Origin of the sequence: Arthrobacter endolithicus (assembly GCF_026627425.1) — a bacterium.
In the GTDB taxonomy this organism is placed as follows: domain Bacteria; phylum Actinomycetota; class Actinomycetes; order Actinomycetales; family Micrococcaceae; genus Arthrobacter_M.
In genome coordinates, this window is the sequence record NZ_JAPNLH010000008.1 from 116511 (window position 1) to 135702 (window position 19192).

Here is a 19192-nt window from a genome sequence, read left to right on the forward strand (position 1 = left end):
TCCTACGGATGAAAACGCTTAAAAGTCGGAGCCGAAGTTACTCGGCAACGACCTTCTGGTCTTCGGGGCGGATGATCTTGGTGCGCAGAATCGTCTCATTGAGACCCAACTGGCGGTCAAGCTCCTGGGTGGTAGCCGGCTCTGCGGTGAAGTTCACCACTGCGTAGATACCTTCGGTCTTCTTCTTGATCTCGTAAGCCAGTCGACGACGGCCCCAGATATCCACCTTTTCGATGGTTCCGCCACCGGTGGTGATGACGCTGAGGAACTTCTGAAGCGACGGCTCAACGGTACGCTCTTCGACCTCGGGGTCGATGATTACCATCAGTTCGTAAGGACGCATATGTGAACCCACCTCCTTTGGGCTAAACGGCTACGGTCTTTCCGTAACAGGAGGTTCATTTGCGGTGTCCGTGGGCAGGTGGCCACCGATGAAACATGGCGAGCGCCAGCACAGACTTATCTATATTACCGTAAGTACGACGGCGGCCGGACCGGTTGTGGATAAGGCCACCGTGCCGCTGTGGGCCGCTTTGAAGGCATTGGGGCTGCCAAACAAGCCAGGCAACTTATAAACTCGAGTTGCTACTATATGCCCATGCGTCAAAATGGACCGTGAATATCCCCCAGCCGCCGACGTCAATCGTGCCAACCTCGTACCAAGCTGGCCGCTCCGCCCGGCTGGGCGCGAACCATTTGACGCCCCTTGTTGCCGCGGCACGGGCTGCTGTTCGGGAAGTATGCCGTTCTCACCGCACGGACGGACCTGAGACGGTTTGTAACTCACCAGATCCTCGTCGAGTCGATCTAAATCCGCCGCGGCGGCGATGGTCCTCCGCTTTCCCGGCCCTGAAGAACCGCAGTCAGCCTCTGGTACGAAAGGCAGCAAACCAATGATCAACGCGACCGCTAGGGCCAAATCCTCTGTTCCCGCGTCTGGCAAATCGGCATGGCGAGCACTCGTTGTTCTCCTGATCGGGATGTCCATTGCACTTTTGGACACGACCATAGTCAATGTGGCCCTGCCGACCATCCGCACCTCGCTCAACGCCAACGAGGCCACGCTCTCCTGGATCATCTCCGGTTACGCGCTGGCGTTCGGGCTCTCGCTCATCCCTGCCGGTCGCATTGGCGACCGGGTGGGGCACAAATGGGTCTTTTTCACCGGTATCGCTTTGTTCACGGTGTCGTCCTTGGCCTGTGGAATCGCGCAATCCGATACGGAGCTTGTCATCTTTCGCGTTATCCAAGGCCTCGCGGGCGGGATCTTTGTACCGTCCGTGACCGCCTACATCCAGCTACTGTTCCCGCCGCAGGAGCGGGGCAAGGCCTTCGCGATCATGGGCAGCGTCATCGGTGTCTCGTCCGCGCTCGGCCCGATCATCGGCGGTCTGCTGATCCAAGCCTTCGGTAACGCCGACGGTTGGCGCTTTGTTTTCTACGTAAACCTACCGATAGGGTTCGCTGCCCTTGTCCTGGCGATGTACTGGCTTCCCCGGCGCGATCCGGCCGCCCCGCGTCCTCCTGCCGGACTCGACTGGTTCGGCGTCTTCCTCGTATCGGCCGCCCTGGTTGCCTTGCTCGTCCCCCTCATTCAGGGCCAAGACGAGGGCTGGCCGCTCTGGACCTACCTCACCATCGCAGGCGGCGTTGTCCTGCTCGCGATGTTTGCGCTCTGGGAGGTGCACTACACGCGGCGGGGCGGAAGCGCCCTTGTGCCTCCGACGTTGTTCAGTCACCCGCACTTCACCGGCGGCGTGATCCTTGCCCTCGTCTACTTCGCAGCCTTCACGAGCATATTCTTCACAATTTCTCTGCTCTGGCAGAGCGGCCTGGCCCACAGCGCTCTCGAATCAGGCGTGGTGACGATCCCATTCGCAATCGGCAGCATCCTCGGCTCCTCGCAGAGCAACCGGCTCTCGTCGCGCCTTGGCCGCAGTGTTCTGATGCTCGGAACCGCGCTCGTAGCCATCGGTCTGATCTGGCTGTGGCTGATCTTCCTGACTCAGAAGGGGTCCGACCTCACCAATTGGATTCTGCTCGCGCCGCTCCTGATCAGTGGGGTCGGCAACGGGCTCTTCATCGCACCTAATGCACAATTCATCGTGGCGACCGTCGATCGGCGGGACGCAGGATCCGGTTCGGCCGTGATCGCGGCGATCCAGCGTATCGGTGCCGCAATCGGCATCGCCGCGATCGGTTCGGTACTCTTCGGCACGCTGACCATAGCCAAACCGGCGCCGCCGACGTCACACACGGCCGCTGCCATCGCTGAGGTCAACAGGCAGGCTACGGCGAACCTCGCCACGGGCTTCACCAACGCCTCCGCCCACGCCATGCTCGTCAGCGCTATCTTCGCCGTGGCTGCCTTCGTCTTGGTGTTTGCACTGCCAAAGCGGGTGAATCAGCGCAGTGGTGGTCGTCCGGCCGGCGCTGGCGCCGCCGGCAGGGCAGGCGCCACCGGAATCCGTGGCAGCGATACCGACGGTTCAGGCAAGCACCATGCCAAGCACCGCGGCATCCCGGTAAGTCGGGACGCCGCAGCGCCCACCCAGGGCGGGGCGGGTGATCCCGCTTTGACGCATGGCACACACGTTGCCGACGCTAAGCCCGACTCCGGCTCCACTTACTGACTCCCGGAGCGGTGCGGATCGGGTGTGCTGCCAAAAACACTAACGCCGCTTCCACGACGCGACCTCCAGTTACCTTTCGCGGCGCGGCCCTCACATCCAGGAAACTACTTATCCACAGTGACTTTCAGCTGCCCGTTCTGCAGTGAGATATCGCCGCGAACGTAGATGGACGAGTCGGAGCTGCCAGCTTTCCATTCCTGCTTGACCTCATCGAAGGAGACGTTGCGCTCATATGTCACGGTGGCCTTACCGGATTTAGCGGTTGCGATCCGCCATATCGCATCCGCACCGCTGGACGGGGACCCTCCACTGATGGAAATGACGGGCGGTGACGTCAGCACCCACTTCACCTGCCGAGACTCCCCATACATGTATGCGTTAAATGGTCATCCGGCCGGTTCCAGATCCACGGACGCCACGCATTTGGCCAGGAAGTCATCCACCTTGGTCTGGACAGCTTCTTTAAAAGCAGCATTAGGAACCGGCTTGAGCGTCACTGACTGCGGTGCCTCACAACGTCGCCCAGTTTTTTCACAGATTCGTGCTGTGTAACGTCTACAGTAATGATCTCCCGCAGGGTCCGCCGAATCAGACCGCTCCGCCCAAATCGGCCAAAACTGGTGTCGTATACGCCGTTTCGTCGATCCGAGTCCGTCCTATGGGAAGATCGGGCCATGTCGAACAAATCGCTGCGCGCCAGGCGTGCGCATCTGCGCTTCTTTATCATGGTCCTGGCCGGGATTGCGGCCGGGTTCGGAACAGCCATCCTCGGCGAATGGATCTACGCACCGGCAGTCGGCTGGGCCGCAGCGGCATTGATTTACAACCTCTGGATCTGGTTAACCATCTCCCGGATGGATGCGGACACCACAGCGCGCCACGCTGCGCAGGAGGACCCGCTGCGCTCCACCGCAGACGTGCTGATTCTGCTCGCCGCCCTGGCAAGCCTTGCCGCCGTCGTCCTGGTGATGATTGCCGCACAGGATGCCAAGGGCATCGCCAAGTTGCTGTTGGCGCTGCTCGCGCTGTTCACCGTCGCACTGTCCTGGCTCTTGGTGCATACGCTCTTTACACTGCGGTACGCGGAGATTTATTATGCGCGTCCGGTTCCCAAGGGGATCAGCTTTAATCAGGATGAACCTCCGCAATACACGGACTTCGCCTACATGGCGTTCAGCTTGGGGATGACCTATCAGGTTTCCGATACGGACATCCAGACGCGGGAAATGCGGTCCGCTGCGCTCCGACACAGCCTGCTCGCCTTCGTCTTCGGCACCGGAATTCTGGCAACCACCATCAACTTGGTCGTCAGCCTGGCCCAGTAGTCCCTAGGATCTCAGCGCGGCTGCAGGCGTCCTAGGTCGATCACCGGCATAGGTAGAGGCGGGGTCCGGGTGGTTGTCCGAGCGACCCTCGCGAGCGCGTGGAGGCCGGCAGGAGGCCAGCTCCTTACACCCTGGTGCCGAAGAAGACCTCCGCCGCCTGCGCCAGCCGGCCCGGATCCTGCACGCCGCACAGTTCCCGGGCCGAATGCATGGACAGAAGCGGCGTGCCGACATCGACCGTACGGATCCCGAGCCGCGTCGCCGTCAACGGGCCAATCGTGGAACCGCAGGGCATCACGTTATTGGAGACGAACTCCTGATAGGGCACCCCTGCCGAGCGGCACAGGCGAGCCCACACGGCCGCCCCGGCCCCATCAGTTGCGTAGCGCTGGTTCGCGTTGATCTTCAGCAACGGGCCACCGTTGAGGACGGGACGGTTCGCCGGGTCATGGCGCTCCGGATAGTTCGGATGGACAGCGTGCCCGGCGTCGGCGGACACACAGAAGGACATGCTGAAGGCACGGCGCAGTTCACTGACGGTGGAACCGAGTCCGTCCGAAATCCGGACCAAAACGTCCTCCAGCACGGGTCCGCAGGCGCCGGAGCGTGAGGCGCTGCCGACCTCTTCGTGATCGAAGGCGGCCAGTACCGCGATAGGTCCGTCCGGGTCGGCCACTGATCCGGCGGCGATCAGGGCCGTCAAACCCGCGTGCACGGACGAAAGATTGTCCAGCCGACCAGACGCAAAAAGCTCTCCTTCGGCCCCGAACACCGCCGGTGCCTGCGTGTCCGCAGCGACGACGTCGTAGCCGGCGATGTCCGCAGGATCCAGACCCACACCGTTTGCCAGCAGCCCGAGAAGGTCCGCAGTGCCGGCATCCCCGATCCCCCAGACCGGATTCATCTGCTGCTGCCTGTCCAAAACCAGGCCGTCGTTGACCCCACGATCCAAATGGATGGCCAGCTGGGGGAAACGCAGCAGGGGCCCCGATGCCACCAATGTCTCGGCGCCGTCCAACGTGACCAGTCGGCCGGCCAGCTTCAGCTCCCGGTCCAGCCACGAGTTCAGCAGCGGACCGCCGTAGACCTCCACGCCGGCCTGCAGCATGCCGAACTTGCCGGTCGTAGGCTTGGGCTTGAGCTTGAAGGACGGCGAATCCGTATGCGCCCCCAGGATATTAAAGCCGGTCACGGCTGTGGCGTTGGACGGTGTGACCCACGCGATGATCGCGCCGTCACGAATGATGAAGTTTTTTCCGGGACCGCCGGTCCATTCCTGCGATTCATCCAGTTGAGCGAAGCCTGCGCTTGTCAGTCTCCGGCCGGCCTCATGCGCGGCGTGAAAGCTCGACGGCGACGCGGTGACGTAGGCGGCCAGGTCCTGAATGTGATTCTCGGCTTCACTCATACTTCGATTCAATCAAACATTGGCGGCAACTGCAGCCAGCACTTTCCCCGGAACCGGTCAGTAGTCCGGGTTGCTGGGTACCACCAGCCCGGTTTCGTAGGCGTACACCACAACCTGCACCCTATCGCGAAGATGGAGTTTGGTGAGGACACGTCGAACGTGCGTCTTCACGGTGGCCTCAGACAGAAAGAACTTATGCGCAATCTCCGAATTGGACAGCCCCTCGGCAATGGCCTCCAGGACCTCGGTTTCGCGACGGGTCAGCTCTGCCAGCAACGGATCTCTGGATTCCTGACCGTTCCGCGGTGCCCTCGAGCGGACAAAATTCTCTATCAGCCGTTGCGTGACTCTGGGCGCCACGACAGCGTCTCCGCTGGCAACTAGCTGAATGGCCCGAACTAGTTCCGCCGGGGCCACGTCCTTGAGGAGGAACGCGCTCGCCCCGGCCCGCAATCCGGCGAATGCGTACTCATCCAGATCGAAGGTGGTCAGAATAATGACGCGGGTGCAGGCACCATCCGCGGTGATTTTGCGCGTTGCCTCGATTCCGTCTAGAACGGGCATACGCACATCCATTAGGACCACATCCGGCCGCAGCGCGGCCACCTGTGCCACTGCCTGAGCACCGTCGCAAGCCTCGCCGACTACGGAAATCGACGCTTCGCCCTCCAGGATCAGGCGGTAACCCATTCTCAGCAGCGGCTGGTCATCCACCAGCAAAACGCTAACGGGCGCAGCTGTTCCACCAACGGCCGTCCCGGCCGCCCGGCCGGCTGCTCCAACGGCCGGGCCGTCGCCGTCGTCCTTCACGTATCCGCTCATAGTCTCCCCACATGCTTACCGGCCGGTGCTAAAAACCCTGATTTTTTCTGTCCGGGCGTCAGGTGTCCAGGACCGCCTCGACTACCCAACCACCATAGGGGCACGGACCCGCCTTGACGGTTCCAGCATAGATGCCGGCCCTTTCGCGCATCCCCGCAATGCCCTGCCCGACACCAAGCGAAGGTGTCTCTGCGGTGCTGCCGCGGCCGTCGTCGGAGATCCGCAGGCGGACCTGGCCAGCGGAGTGCGTCACGTCCACCTGGACGCGTGAGATCGCGCGGCCGTAGCGCAGGGCGTTGGTGAGGGATTCCTGCAGAATCCTGTAGACCGTAAGCTGGAAGGCCGGATCATCCGGCAGCGCCGGTCCCGTCCGGGTCAGCGATACGGGCAGACCCGCAGTACGGAATCCATCCAGCAGCGTTTCCATTCCTGCTCCCGCGGGCAGTGGTGCCCTGCCGTCGGCTTCGACGGAGCCGTCCGCCCGCAGCACGCCCAGCACGCGGCGCATGTCAGATAACGCCGTGCGTCCGGTGCGGGAGAGTTCCGCGAGCACCTCCGCGGCGCGGGCCGGACGGCGCGTGAGGGCGACGGCGGCGCCGTCGGAGAGTGCAATCATCACGGTCAGCGAGTGCGCCACGACGTCGTGCATTTCCCGCGCGATCCGGTTCCGCTCGGACACGGACGCCAGCTGGGCATTGCGGTCTGCCCACGAGCGTAGTTCGACTTCATGCTCGCGGTCCCGCCGCACCCCGAGTCCGATGCCAGTGGCGATCACATTGGAAAGCAGAACGACGACGGCTGTAATGACCCCCGCCACCGAACCACTCTGCGCCGCTGCCCCGACCATTGGCGCAGGAAACCTGAAGAACAGAAGCAACACCAGCACCAGCGGCAGGCTGGCTGCCGCCGTCGTGATGAAACTGAAGATCCTCCCGCGCTGCACGGCCACGGCGTAGAGACCGAACCACAGGCTGAGGCTGGCGTTGCTGGAAAGGGGGTCCTGCACCAGCAGAACGGTCTCGATGACCGTCAGCAGAACGACGACGGAGACGGGTCGAGCGCGCCGGAACATCAGCGCTCCGGCGGAGATCAGGGTCAGGATCAGGTGCAGCGAGGCGCCGTTGACCAGATGCCCGATGACCGTTCCCGCCGATAGGAGCAGGTAAAGAACGACGATGACGAGGTCCATCACCAGAGGGTGTTCGTAAAAGAACCGCCGGACGGTCCCGCGGCGCCGTGCCGTCAGTTCGGCAGGAGTCAGGGCCGCAATGCTGTGTCCCGCAAGCATCTCGGCCGGCCGTTGTGCCGACGGTCCGGCAGGGGCGCCCGCCGCTGTTCGTTCGGCGGACGCCGCTGCCTGGTCTGTGTTGACCATGGTGGGGAGTTTAGGAGTCGTCTCTTCTTTAAGCCTAGACATCACGCTTCTTGAGCGTGATCACGGCCGGAATCAGGAAGAGAAGAATCCAGGCCACGAAGATCAGGCCGCCGGCCCATGGATCTATGAAGGCGTCGCGGTGGCCAATCTCCAGCATCCGGCCGCCGGCCACGCTCGGGACGTATTCATTGACGTGCAGCCAGAAATCTCCTGGCACCAGGGTCAGCAGCTGAGTGCCGAAGGGAAGCACGAAGAACAGCGCCACGAGCACCATGATTCCGCCCGCGGAGTTGCGCAGCAAGGTACCAAGTGAGAGCCCGATCAGGGCCACGCCGGCAACGTACAGACCGCCGAGGAATATCGCCGGAAGCAGGCCTTCACGCTGCAGGTTCATGCTGATCCCGTAGGAATGCAGAATCGGAATGGAGATCAGGAACGTCACAAACGCCGCAGCCAGGGTGATCACATAGGAGACCACGACGAGCACAATCGCCTTTGCCGCGAAGGCCGGCAGCCGCTTGGGGATCGCCGTCATCGTGGAGCGGATCATCCCGGTGGCGAATTCCGAGGAAATGAACAGGACGGCAAGGGACCCGAGGATCAGAATGCCGATCTGGAGGCCACCATTGGGAATCCCATACAATGCAAGATTAGGCGGGAGCGTCTTTTCCGCGGCCTCGGCGGTCATCCCCGTAGGATTGCTTCCGGGAATTCCCGGCCGCGCGAGACCGAACTTCATCGTTTGTTCGATAATGGTTCCACGCAGCCAGGCCGTCAACGTGCCGACGCCGATTACGGCAACGAAGGTGCAGAGCAGCAATACCTTGGTGGATGTTAGCGAGCGGAACTTGATCCATTCCGATCGCAGGACGCCGGCAAAGGACAGGCCGGCGCCACCGGCAGTAGAGGGGGCTGCGGCCTTAGCTGTTGTTGAGGTGCTCATAGTCCTTAGTTTCCTTCCGGTGCTTGGCCGCCGGAATTGGCAAGTGAATGGGAGTGGAACTCTACTTCGTCCTTGGTCAGGTCGAAGTACGCTTCCTCAAGGGAAGCGTTGAGCGGGGTCAGCTCGTAGATCAGTACTCGGTTATCCAAGGCAATGCGGGCAATCTGATGCGCATCGAGCCCGGAGACCTCCAGCGTCTCATTTTCGCTGCTGTTCACGCTGACACCCTCACCGGCGAGCAGATCCGACAGCTCGGAAACCTGCTGCGACCTGATCCGGGTCCGCGCCTGCTGTTTGCCGGCGATGATGTCCGCAATGGGTGCATCGGCAATGATCCGACCGCGGCCGATGACGATCAAATGGTCCGCGGTCTGCGCCATTTCGCTCATCAGGTGCGAGGACAGGAAGACTGTTTTTCCCTGCCCGGCCAGATACTTGACCAGATTCCGGACCCACAACACGCCTTCCGGATCCAGCCCGTTGACGGGCTCATCAAGGATCAGCGTCTGCGGATCTCCCAGCAGCGCAGCCGCAATACCCAGGCGCTGTCCCATCCCGAGGGAGAACCCGCCCGCCTTCTTTTTTGCCACCTCTGCCAGACCGGTCATTTCAATGACCTCGTTGACACGGGTGGTGGAAATACCGTGCGTTGCCGCCATGGCCAGCAAGTGGTTGTAAGCGCTGCGGCTGGTGTGCACAGCCTTGGCGTCCAGGAGCGCACCGACTTGGTGCAGGGGATCACGATGTTCAGCGTAGGGCCGGCCGTTGACAATGACAGATCCGGCGGTGGGTCGGTCCAATCCGACGATCATGCGCATGGTGGTGGATTTCCCAGCACCGTTTGGACCCAGGAAACCAGTGACTTGCCCGGGCTCGATGGAGAAAGAAACGCCTGCTACTGCGACCTTCTCACCGTACTTCTTGGCGAGGTTTGTTGCCTCGATCATCTGATCATCCTCATTGCGTAGAGCCGCCAGCAGCCAGCTGGCCACCGTCTATCCATTCAGACTCAACGCTACCGGCCCTTGCCTCGGGGAACCTCTATCCGAAGGATGATTCTTCGCACCCGCTGCGGGCCACTAAGTAGTCCGCAGGGATGACATCGGTACCCGGACGGGGCCAAGCCGCGAAAATAGAACCCCGTGTGCTTTGGGCACTGGTCACGAACCGCCACTGGCCGACCTGCCGCTGGCCCACCGCTCCGCAACCGGCAGGGGCCGGGCCGCGGGAGCCGTCAGGATTGACGCAACGATCGCTACGCCGATCGCCAGCAGGGCCACCCGAATGCTGAGGTGGTCACCCAGGAAACCCAGTAGTGGCGGTCCGGCAAGGAAGGCAACGTATCCGATGGTGGAGACGACGGACACCCGCGCAGCCGCACGCGTTGGATCGTCCGCGGCGGCGGACATCCCCATCGGAAATCCCATCGCCGCGCCCGTACCCCAGAGCACGGCACCCACTCCGGCAACCCAGATGTTGGGACCGAACACGAAGATAACGAGTCCCACAAGGGAAGCGCCGAGGCTCGCGTACAGCACCGGGACGCGGCCGAATCTGTCGATGTAGCGACCGCCGACGAATCGGAAGATGGTCATTGAGGCGACGAAGACGGCGAACATTACAGCACCGGCGGATTCGCTGGTGTGCAGCCCGTCCACGGATGCCTTGGCAATCCAGTCATTGGCGGCACCTTCCGTCAGCGCCGCGCCGAGGACCACCAGCCCGATCATCACGGTCCGCGGTTCGCGCCACGCACTGGAACTGCGCTTCGTGATCGTCTCCTTGGACCCGCCCGAATTCGCACCATCGCATACGGGCGCCGGCTCGCCTCCCGGCACACCGGTGTTGGCAGCCGGGACGAGCTCGGCTTGGCGCTTCTCCGGTAGATAGTTTCGCGTAGCCAGCAGCAGCACCACCATCACGAAGACCGCTATCACGCTCAGGTGTAGGGAAAGACTGATGTTCAGACTGGACATTCCCGCACCCAGCAGCGCACCCACAAAGGCCCCGCCGCTGAATCCTGCATGGAACCGGGGCATGATCGTGCGGCCCAGATGGCGTTCCACTTTTGCGCCTTCGATGTTCTGCGAGACGTCCCACAGCCCGATACCAACCCCAAAGAGGAACAGCCCGAGGACGGTTATCGGCACCGAGGTAATAAGCAACGCCATCGAAATGACCAGGGCCCCGATGGCCGCCAAGGACCCTCCCAGACGAGAGGTGCTGGCCGTTCCGATCCTGCCCACGATGGTCCCGGCCAGCGGAAGAGCCAGCACCGAACCAGCAGCACCGGTCAGCAGCACCGCACCCATTTCGCCCGGATTCAGGCCCAACACGCGTGTGACGGCCGGGATTCGGGCCGCCCAGCTGGCGAAGGCCAGCCCGTTAATGCCAAAGACCACGAAAGTGGCAATGGCCGCCTTGTTGACCTGCTCCGGTTTCACACCGAACCCCGTTCCGCCGCGCGGGCCTCGAGCGGAACGCCGCCGTCGGCGGACTCCCGCCCTGGGCGGAGGATACCTGCATCTCTGGCAGTCACTCTGGTCCCCCTTGGCATGGTGCGGCGTCCATACGAGGATATCCCAGCAGATAGAACCTATGCCGCTGCCGCCGCTGCCCTTACCGGGCCCGCTGGACCCTTTTTTCGTCCCAGACCGGTTCGTCACTTTCGTAAACCTTTCCGTCGCTGCCAAAGACGAAGTACCTGTCGAAACTGCGGGCGAACCAGCGGTCGTGTGTGACGGCAAGCACCGTCCCCTCGAAGGCATCAATGGCCTTCTCCAGCGCCTCCGCAGAATGCAGGTCCAGGTTGTCCGTCGGCTCATCGAGCAACAGCAGTGTGGCACCGGAAAGCTCCAGCAACAAAATCTGGAATCTGGCCTGCTGACCGCCGGAGAGTGAGTCGTACTTCTGCTCGGACTGTGATGCCAGCCCATAACGGTCCAGCGCGCCGGCGGCCGCTTCGCGGCCCAGTCCGGACCGGTGCTCATCTCCGCGATGCATTATGTCCAGCAGGGTCCGGCCCAGCAGATCCGGGCGCGAATGTGTCTGCGCAAAGAAACCGGGCCGTATTCGGGCCCCGAGTTTTACCGTTCCCTGGTGCGGGACCGGCGCGATGTCAACGTCGGATACCGGCTGGTGTTCCTTGTCCGGGTCGGAGCCTCCGGCAGCAAGTAACCGCAGAAAGTGTGATTTTCCGGATCCGTTGGAACCCAGTACGGCGACCCTGTCGCCAAACCAAACTTCGGCGTTGAAGGGCTTCATCAAACCGGTGAGCTCCAGCTTTTGGGCCACGATGGCGCGTTTGGCAGTGCGACCGCCCTTGAGCCGCATTTTCACATTCTGTTCGATCGGCAGCGCTTCGGGCGGCCCGACTTCAAGGAATTTAGCCAGCCGGGTCTGCGCTGCTTGATACCTGTTGGCCATATCCGAGCGGAAGGCGGCCTTGTTCTTGTACATGTTCACGAGTTCTTTGAGTTTGATGTGCTCCTCATCCCAACGGCGCCGCAGTTCCTCAAAACGTGCGTTGCGGTCCTCCCGCGCCTGAACGTATGAGGCGAATCCGCCGCCGTGCGTCCAGCTTGAGGCACCGTTGATTCCGGGTTCCAAAGTGACGATCCGGTTGGCCGCGTTAGCCAGCAGCTCCCGGTCGTGGCTGACGAACAGCACGGATTTGTCCGAGGCCGCCAGCTTTGCCTCCAGCCAGCGTTTACCGGGAACGTCCAGATAGTTGTCCGGCTCATCGAGTAACAGGATTTCATCCGGGCCGCTGAACAGCGCCTCCAGCACCAAGCGCTTCTGCTCCCCGCCGCTAAGCGTTGAAGCCCTCCGATGCTGGGCCTTGTAAAAGTCGATGCCCATGGAGGCCATCGTCACTTCATCCCAGGTCGTCTCCATCTCGTAGCCGCCAGCGTCTCCCCAATCCGCGATGGCTTGCGCATATGCCATCTGACTCGGTTCGTCGTCGCGCTCGAGCATCGCCAACTCGGCCATGTCAACAGCGTTACCGGCCGCACGGACCGGCGGCGAGGCAACGGACAGCAAAAGTTCCCGGACGGTCGTCTCGTCCCGGACCTGCCCGACAAACTGACGCATCACGCCCAGATTCCCGGATTTAGCCACCGCACCCTCATCGGCGCTGATGTCGCCGGCAATAATCCGCAGCAGCGTCGTTTTTCCGGTGCCGTTCGGGCCGATCAGCGCAGTTTTGGCGCCGTCGGCGACGCGGAAACTCACCGAGTTGAGCAGTTGCCTGCCGTCGGAGAGGTAGTAATCAATATTTGCAACGTCTATATGGCCCACAGGCCCAGTCTTCCATCCCTGACGCTGCGGTCCTACCTCCGCCGCATCCATTGGCTTTGTGCAGCTTACCCGGCGCTTTCCCGGTACAAGTTCCCCGCAATCACCGTCCACGCCGCATCTGGCAGAGACGAAGCCGGAGGTACCAGCCACACCGATTGAACCGGCTCCGCAGCAATCATCTGCAGCCCTTTGACCGCAAACGACGCCACATCGGTGCATGCCGGGCCCGACACTACGCCCTCCGATGCAACCCCGAACAGGCAAAGCCTGTCTTTTTCGTCCATAGCCGCAAAATAGCTGGACTGTCCGAATTTGCCGAGCAAGCGGGTCGTAGCGGTGGCTATTCCAGCATGTTCCAGATTCCGTTGAACTGCGGCTGGAACGATGTCCGACGAGGACTGCGGCCGAGCGAGACCAGGGACCAGAGCGGCGGCTGTCGCTGGCGACGGGGTCGGGCTTGGTGATGGCGACGGCGACGGGGTCGGGCTTGGTGATGGCGTCGGGCTTGGCGATGGCGTCGGGCTTGGCGACGGCGACGGCGACGGGGTCGGCGTCGGCGTCGGCGTTGGGCTCGGTGACGGCGACGGGGTCGGCGTCGGCGTCGGCGTTGGGCTCGGTGACGGCGACGGGGTCGGCGTTGGGCTCGGTGACGGCGACGGGGTCGGCGTTGGGCTTGGTGACGGCGTCGGCTGCTTCGTCGGTTTGGGGCTTGGCTGTGTTGTCGGTTTCGGCGCAGGGGTTGGCGTTGGGGGCGCGGTTGGCTGGGTTGTCGGTTTCGGCGACGGTGTCGGCTGTGCCGCCGGCTTCGGGCGGACGGCTGTCAGCGACGGTGCGGGCGGCACGGACGGGACCGATGTAAGGGGCGCAACCGATGCAGGAACCGCGGCCATCACCGGTAGTCGGGCCGGCAAGGTCATTGGAAGTTGCGGCGCTGCGGTGAATTCCCCCGGTGCGGTAGCCGGCCAACCGCCCGCTAGTGTGAAGTACCGTGACGTTCCCGTCGCCGATGTTGGCAGCAGCACCGTCCCTACGTCAGGGTTCAGGGCACTGATCATCATCCCGTCACCGAGGTAGATCCCGACGTGGGACCAGTGGTCCGGACCGTCCTGGTTCTGCACCACCAAGTCTCCGGGCTGCGGGGCCGAGGTCGGCACCATTGCCCTCCATTGCTCGGTCCGCGGCAGCTCCAGACCCGCCTGCCGGTATGCCCACTGGACAAAACCCGAGCAATCCCAGCCAAGAAAAAAGCTCGTTCCGCCCCACACATATGGGTGTCCCAGCCCGGTGTGCGCGGCCCTGATGATGGTGAGCTGTCCCGCAGCGGAAAGCGGCGAAGCCCCGCCCGGCGGCAGAGACGCCCCTGCTGCCGATGCCGTCTGTGCCGACAGCACCGGGCTGTTTACGAAAACCAGCCGGATCCCTGAGGGTGACACAACAGATTGCGAGAGCGCGCCCACCACCGCTTCCTGCGGCGTTGCCGTTTCGTCGCCGATTCCTACAGTTCCGGTTGCCAGCAGGGCCACGGTTGCCAGCACTGCAGAGCTGGTCAGGGCAATTTTGCGGCTATTTCTCAGGCTCGGGGAGCGGGACACAAAACCTACCTCCTGCGGCTGAGCGACGGTACTACCGAGAGTACGCCGAATGAAGCTGCTGGCAATAGGTAGTAATTAAGTAGTGCGCTACCTCATCGACTGCCGCCGCTGAGTGGGTACGTCTGCCCCCTAAACACGCCGTCTATGGGGCAGACGTACCCACTCAGCGGCGGGAGCGGGGAATCAGAAGCCCGTTGTGCTCACGGGGCAGCCTGACTGCAGCCGTTCACCGTCAACGTGGCTATACGCCGTGACCAGGCGGCCCCTGCCGAGCCCGCCAATAGAGGACGCCGGGAAATCCGCCGTGACGACCGTACCGTTTACGGAAACGCCGGATCTGTCATGGTGCTCCTGATCAACCTGCTCATGGTTGAACGTGGAAAAATCCATCAGTTCCCCGTTGACGTACTCGATGGAGAGCCTGCGTTGGTGCGAATGATCCTCACTCGCCGCCACGATCCCCAACAGATAGCTGCCGTGGGTCGGCATGGGTTTGCTGAGCTCGAATCGGACGCATAGCCGCGCCCCCTCCTCTAATGCGGAAACGCGGATCAACTGCGGAACGCTGGAATGCGGAGTGCTCATGGCCGAAGCCCCTCCCGTGATGGACCAATAGCTGGGAGCGTAGCACCGCCACGACGCCGCAGCCACTCAACACCGGCAGGAGCGGCAGCATCAGCGGCCGGACGTGCGGATGATCCGTCGTTGTGAGGCCACGGAAATCGCCGCGGTGCGGTTGTCGACTCCCAGCTTCTCGTAAATATGCACCAGATGTGTTTTAACCGTCGCTTCGGAGATGAAAAGTGCCTTGGCGATTCCGCGGTTAGTCATTCCGGTCGCGAGCAGCTCCACCAGCTGCACTTCCCTGGCCGACAGCACCGGCTCGGGGTTCCGGATCCGGCCCATCAGCCGGGCGGCAACCTCCGGTGCCAATGCGGTTTGCCCGGCCGCAGCGGAGAGCACGGCCTGCCTGATCTGTTCGGGCGGTGCGTCTTTGAGCATGTATCCACTGGCGCCTGCTTCCACCGCCGCCAGAATGTCTGCGTCGGTATCATAGGTGGTCAGAATCAGCACCGGCGGAGGTGACGGAAGGGCTTTGATCTTCGCCGTCGCGGTGACGCCATCCATCCCCGCGCCCATCTGCAGATCCATCAGCACCACATCCACCCGCTCACCCAGCGCCGTCAGGCGCGCGAGCTCCCGCAAGGCGGCGCCGCCGTCGGATGCTTCCGCAGCGACGCAGATGCCCTCGAATTCGGTCAGCATGGCCCGCAGTCCCGCACGCACCACCGGGTGGTCATCGACCAGCAGCAGTTGGATGTCAGTCATTCCTTCGCCCCCAACGGCAGACGGACGGCCACAACGGTGCCTTCCCCCGGTGCGGACTCCAACATCAGCGTGCCCCGTTGCGCGCCCACGCGTTCGCGCAGGTAGCGCAGCCCGTATCCGCTGCCGTCCGCACGAGCAGCCGACGGCACGGCCCGCGGATCGAAGCCGATGCCGTCGTCGAAGACGTCCATGGTCACTTCGTTTCCGAGAAAACAGAGGGTGACGACGGCGTTCGCCGCCTTCGCATGCAGCCAGACGTTAGCGAGGCTTGACTGGGCGGCCCGCAGCAGGGTGACCTGGTAGGGCTGCGGCAGCTCCACGGGCACTCCATCGAGTTCAAACCTGCAGCGCAGGCCAACCCCCCGGGCTGCCGCCTCGGTCTCGGTTTTCCCGCACAATCGCCGCAGACTGTCCACTAGCGACGATTCCTGCAGCTGCGGGGAGGACAGCCCGCGGACAAAGTTGCGGGCCTCCGCCAAGGACTCCGACGCCGTCTGCTGCACCGTCGCAAGCCGGTTCCTGGCCGTCAAGGGATCCCCGGAAACCAGCGAGCTGTCCGCCGCGCGGGAGAGCAGCACGATGCTGGAAAGTCCCTGCGCCAGGGTGTCATGGATTTCCCGCGCCAGCCGTTCGCGCTCAGCCAGCACCCCCGCGTCGTGCTGGCTGATGGCAAGTTCAGCCCGCGTGCGGCGCAGCTCTTCGGCGGCCCGGCGCTGCAGCTCGCCTTCCCGGTACAGCCCCTGGTACGCCATCGCCGTCACCACCGCGAACATTGCACCCAAAACCGGCCCCACCACAGCGGCAACGGGCGGGGCGGCCAGCCCGCTGGCCGCCCACTGGGATCCGATGACGGCCGCCGTCATCAAAGCGATTGTCACGAGGGCAAGCCAGCGCGGAAGCACATGCAGGTGCAGGAAAAACAGTGGAAAAGCGAGCCAGGAAAACTCCGCGTTGCCCACCAAAAGCACACCCCAGAGCGCGGTGACGGCCGCCAGCCATGGAACGGCATAGCGGCGCGGATCAAAACTGGCCGGCCCGGCGGCGTGCCGTTTTTCCAGCACCGTTCCGGCCAGATACACCGCAGCCAGCACGACTGCTACGGCCAGCAGGAACAGCCGTGTACCGTCGTCGCGCTCCGTTATAAGTTCCCGCCCGACGGCGACCGTCAGCAACAGTGCGAAACCCACGTGCAGGGCGACGCGAAGGAACCGCAGGATCAGAACGCTGGAAGGAACCTCTTTGCCGTTTCCATCCACGGCGGCAGGACGTTCCGGAGCAGACATGGCTCAAGCTTAAGCGCTGCCCGCCGCGGACGGATCATCCGAATGGTTGATGGTCGGATCAACCCAGCAGCCGGCCGGGATCAACCGGCTTCCCGATGTTGGGCGCAGCCATCGGCGGGAGAGTTGATACATAAGGATCTTCCGCCACCGCAACTGCTCATTTTGAGAACAAATGGAAAGAAGAATTGATCGTGTTCCTCGCTCTCCGAGATATCCGCTTCGCCAAGGGCCGCTTTGCCCTGATGGGCGGCGTCGTCGCCCTCATCACCTTGCTGCTGGTCATGCTCTCCGGCCTCACCGCCGGGCTGGGCAACCAGTCCACCTCCGCTATTGAGCAGCTGGGCGGGGCAACTGAAGTCAGCAGCATCGTCTTCGGCGCGCCGGCCGGCAACGAGCCTAAGGCTTCCTACACCGAAAGCCAGGTAACGGCGCGACAGGTTGAATCCTGGAAAACCCAGCCCGGCGTAGCCTCGGCCGAACCGTTGGGAATCAGTCAGACCCGCTTCCAGGCTGCAGGTGAGAACAAGGGCACCACCAATGTTGCCGTCTTCGGTGTCGAGGCCGCCGGCCACCTCTCGCCCGCCCCTGTCACGGCCGATACGGTGGTGATTGGGAAGACCGTAGCAAAGGATCTCTCGCTTGTCGTCGGGGAGAAGGCAAGCGTCGGCGGCACCGAGCTGACCATCAGTTCCATCGTCGATGACCAGTGGTATTCCCACACCGGTGTCGTCTGGACGACTCAGCCTACCTGGGCCAGGCTCGCCCATCTGCCGGACAGCTCGCAGCTGGGAACCGTCGCCGCGGTGACCTACAGCAGTGGCGCAAGCGTGGATGAAGCGGCGGCCAACAAGGCGGCCAACACCGTCAGTACCACCCGGACCGGGTCCTATCAGGCCCTGGGCGCCTTCAAGAGCGAGAACGGTTCACTCATGCTCATGCAGGCCTTCCTCTACGGCATTTCCGCGCTGGTGATTGTGGCTTTCCTCACCGTTTGGACAGTGCAGCGCACCCGCGACATTGCAGTACTCAAGGCGATGGGCGGCTCAGGCAGCTACGTCCTGCGCGATGCCATGACGCAGGCGGCCATCGTCCTGCTAGCCGGTGCCGGGATCGGCGGTGCCATAGGCGTCGTCGGAGGCTTCTTCGCAGCAACTGCCGCACCCTTCCTCGTGACGGCGGCCACCACCGTGCTGCCGATCGCCGGTGTGGTGCTCCTCGGACTCGCCGGTGCCGCACTCGCGGTCCGCCGGGTGACCAAGGTGGACGCGCTGATTGCCCTCGGCGGTAACTAACCGCAAGTTCAGGCGCCCGCGATCGGGCTCCGCAACTAAAGAAACCCCCAGTATGCGCACCCCAGTTTCAGAAAGGCCTTCCCCATGACATCCACCACTCGCAGCCCGCTTTCCCCGGCAGCGGAGCAGACCCCTGCACCGACACGCAGCAGCACGCCGCTGAGCCTTGACCACGTCACACTCGAATATCCGGACGGCGAGGGGACCATCAAGGCCATGGATGACGTCAGCCTGCGGGTCAGTGCCGGCCAGATGGTAGCGCTCGTCGGACCGTCCGGTTCGGGCAAATCCAGCCTGCTCGCCGTGGCCGCAACACTGGTCCGCCCCACCAGCGGCACTGTGATCATCGACGGCCAGAATGCCACCGGGCTCAAGGACAGGGAACTGACCACCCTTCGCCGGGACAAGGTGGGCATTATCTTTCAGCAGCCGAACCTGCTGGCGTCACTGACGGCACTGGAACAGCTCGTCATCAGCGACCACCTGCGGGGGAAATCGCTCAAAACGGCACGATCGAAGGCCGCCGAACTCCTTGACGTCGTCGGCCTCGCGTCCTCAGCCAATAAGCGTCCGCACCAGCTTTCCGGTGGGCAACGCCAGCGCGTCAACATTGCCCGGGCGCTGATGGGCGATCCTACCGTGCTGCTGGTGGATGAGCCGACGGCGGCCCTGGACCACGAGCGCAGCACAGCCATTGTCCGGCTGCTGCGCCGGGTCACGGATGAATTCCAGGTCGCCACGGTGATGGTCACACACGATACCGAATTTGTTCCGCTGACCGACGCGGTCGCCACCATGCGGGATGGAAGGCTCTCCGCCCCCGTCCCGACTCACTCCTGATTCCCCGGCGTGCCCGCCGCTGTGACGATTTTCCAGCGTGCGATACTG

The 19192-nt window shown here is 63.3% G+C and carries 17 protein-coding genes and 1 pseudogene; 5 read left to right on the forward strand and 13 right to left on the reverse strand.

Translation table 11 applies throughout. From position 1 onward, the window contains the following. Positions 1-37 precede the first annotated feature (37 nt). Complete coding sequence (gene rpsF / locus OS914_RS09205) at positions 38-343, reverse strand: 30S ribosomal protein S6 (protein ID WP_196397756.1); 306 nt, start codon at positions 341-343, stop codon at positions 38-40. Positions 344-893: 550 nt separating this feature from the next. On the opposite strand from rpsF, the gene OS914_RS09210 reads away from it, so the two are divergent. Continuing rightward, the gene (locus OS914_RS09210) at positions 894-2633 is read left to right on the forward strand and encodes an MFS transporter (RefSeq protein ID WP_267545760.1); all 1740 of its coding nucleotides are present in this window, start codon (positions 894-896) and stop codon (positions 2631-2633) included. A gap of 104 nt (positions 2634-2737) precedes the next feature. Here the strand turns inward: OS914_RS09210 and OS914_RS09215 are convergent, their stop codons facing one another. After that, the gene (locus tag OS914_RS09215; RefSeq protein ID WP_267545761.1) at positions 2738-2974 is read right to left on the reverse strand and encodes a hypothetical protein; all 237 of its coding nucleotides are present in this window, start codon (positions 2972-2974) and stop codon (positions 2738-2740) included. Between the two features lie 333 nt (positions 2975-3307). Between OS914_RS09215 and OS914_RS09220 the strand changes: the two genes are divergently transcribed. Next, the gene (locus OS914_RS09220) at positions 3308-3958 is read left to right on the forward strand and encodes a DUF1345 domain-containing protein (RefSeq protein ID WP_267545762.1); all 651 of its coding nucleotides are present in this window, start codon (positions 3308-3310) and stop codon (positions 3956-3958) included. A gap of 124 nt (positions 3959-4082) precedes the next feature. On the opposite strand, the gene OS914_RS09225 is transcribed toward OS914_RS09220, so the two are convergent. From OS914_RS09225 to OS914_RS09255, 7 genes are all read right to left on the reverse strand, one after another. Next, positions 4083-5366, reverse strand: coding sequence for a M18 family aminopeptidase (locus tag OS914_RS09225; RefSeq protein ID WP_267545763.1), 1284 nt, complete (start codon positions 5364-5366; stop codon positions 4083-4085). A gap of 57 nt (positions 5367-5423) precedes the next feature. Beyond that, positions 5424-6188: a response regulator gene (locus tag OS914_RS09230; protein ID WP_267545764.1), complete on the reverse strand. Its 765-nt coding sequence runs from the start codon at positions 6186-6188 to the stop codon at positions 5424-5426. Between the two features lie 58 nt (positions 6189-6246). Further along, positions 6247-7563, reverse strand: a complete 1317-nt coding sequence (locus OS914_RS09235) for a sensor histidine kinase (protein WP_267545765.1) — start codon at positions 7561-7563, stop codon at positions 6247-6249. A gap of 34 nt (positions 7564-7597) precedes the next feature. Next, positions 7598-8506 (reverse strand): ABC transporter permease, encoded by a 909-nt coding sequence (locus OS914_RS09240; protein WP_267545766.1) that lies wholly within the window; start codon positions 8504-8506, stop codon positions 7598-7600. A gap of 5 nt (positions 8507-8511) precedes the next feature. Next, positions 8512-9453, reverse strand: a complete 942-nt coding sequence (locus tag OS914_RS09245) for an ABC transporter ATP-binding protein (protein WP_267545814.1) — start codon at positions 9451-9453, stop codon at positions 8512-8514. A 213-nt stretch (positions 9454-9666) separates the two neighbouring features. After that, positions 9667-10950: an MFS transporter gene (locus OS914_RS09250; protein WP_267545767.1), complete on the reverse strand. Its 1284-nt coding sequence runs from the start codon at positions 10948-10950 to the stop codon at positions 9667-9669. A gap of 175 nt (positions 10951-11125) precedes the next feature. Further along, positions 11126-12808, reverse strand: coding sequence for an ABC-F family ATP-binding cassette domain-containing protein (locus OS914_RS09255; RefSeq protein WP_267545768.1), 1683 nt, complete (start codon positions 12806-12808; stop codon positions 11126-11128). Between the two features lie 384 nt (positions 12809-13192). On the opposite strand from OS914_RS09255, the gene OS914_RS09260 reads away from it, so the two are divergent. After that, complete coding sequence (locus OS914_RS09260) at positions 13193-13882, forward strand: hypothetical protein (RefSeq protein WP_267545820.1); 690 nt, start codon at positions 13193-13195, stop codon at positions 13880-13882. 26 nt (positions 13883-13908) lie between these two features. On the opposite strand, the pseudogene OS914_RS18085 reads toward OS914_RS09260, so the two are convergent. The 4 genes and pseudogenes from OS914_RS18085 to OS914_RS09280 all read right to left on the reverse strand — a co-directional run. Further along, a pseudogene (locus tag OS914_RS18085) lies at positions 13909-14400 on the reverse strand (C40 family peptidase); the annotation flags it as partial. A 183-nt stretch (positions 14401-14583) separates the two neighbouring features. Further along, positions 14584-14985, reverse strand: coding sequence for a hypothetical protein (locus OS914_RS09270; protein WP_267545769.1), 402 nt, complete (start codon positions 14983-14985; stop codon positions 14584-14586). 90 nt (positions 14986-15075) lie between these two features. After that, positions 15076-15729 (reverse strand): response regulator, encoded by a 654-nt coding sequence (locus OS914_RS09275; RefSeq protein WP_267545770.1) that lies wholly within the window; start codon positions 15727-15729, stop codon positions 15076-15078. Beyond that, positions 15726-17012 (reverse strand): sensor histidine kinase, encoded by a 1287-nt coding sequence (locus OS914_RS09280; RefSeq protein WP_267545771.1) that lies wholly within the window; start codon positions 17010-17012, stop codon positions 15726-15728. The genes OS914_RS09275 and OS914_RS09280 overlap by 4 nt, the downstream gene beginning before the upstream one ends. 191 nt (positions 17013-17203) lie before the next feature. Here OS914_RS09280 and OS914_RS09285 point away from each other — a divergent pair, with 191 nt between their 5' ends. Together OS914_RS09285 and OS914_RS09290 are read left to right on the forward strand one after the other, a co-directional pair. Further along, a complete protein-coding gene (locus OS914_RS09285; protein WP_267545772.1) occupies positions 17204-18304 on the forward strand; it encodes an ABC transporter permease in 1101 nt (366 codons plus the stop codon). A gap of 84 nt (positions 18305-18388) precedes the next feature. Continuing rightward, a complete protein-coding gene (locus OS914_RS09290; protein ID WP_267545773.1) occupies positions 18389-19144 on the forward strand; it encodes an ABC transporter ATP-binding protein in 756 nt (251 codons plus the stop codon). Positions 19145-19192: the final 48 nt, after the last annotated feature.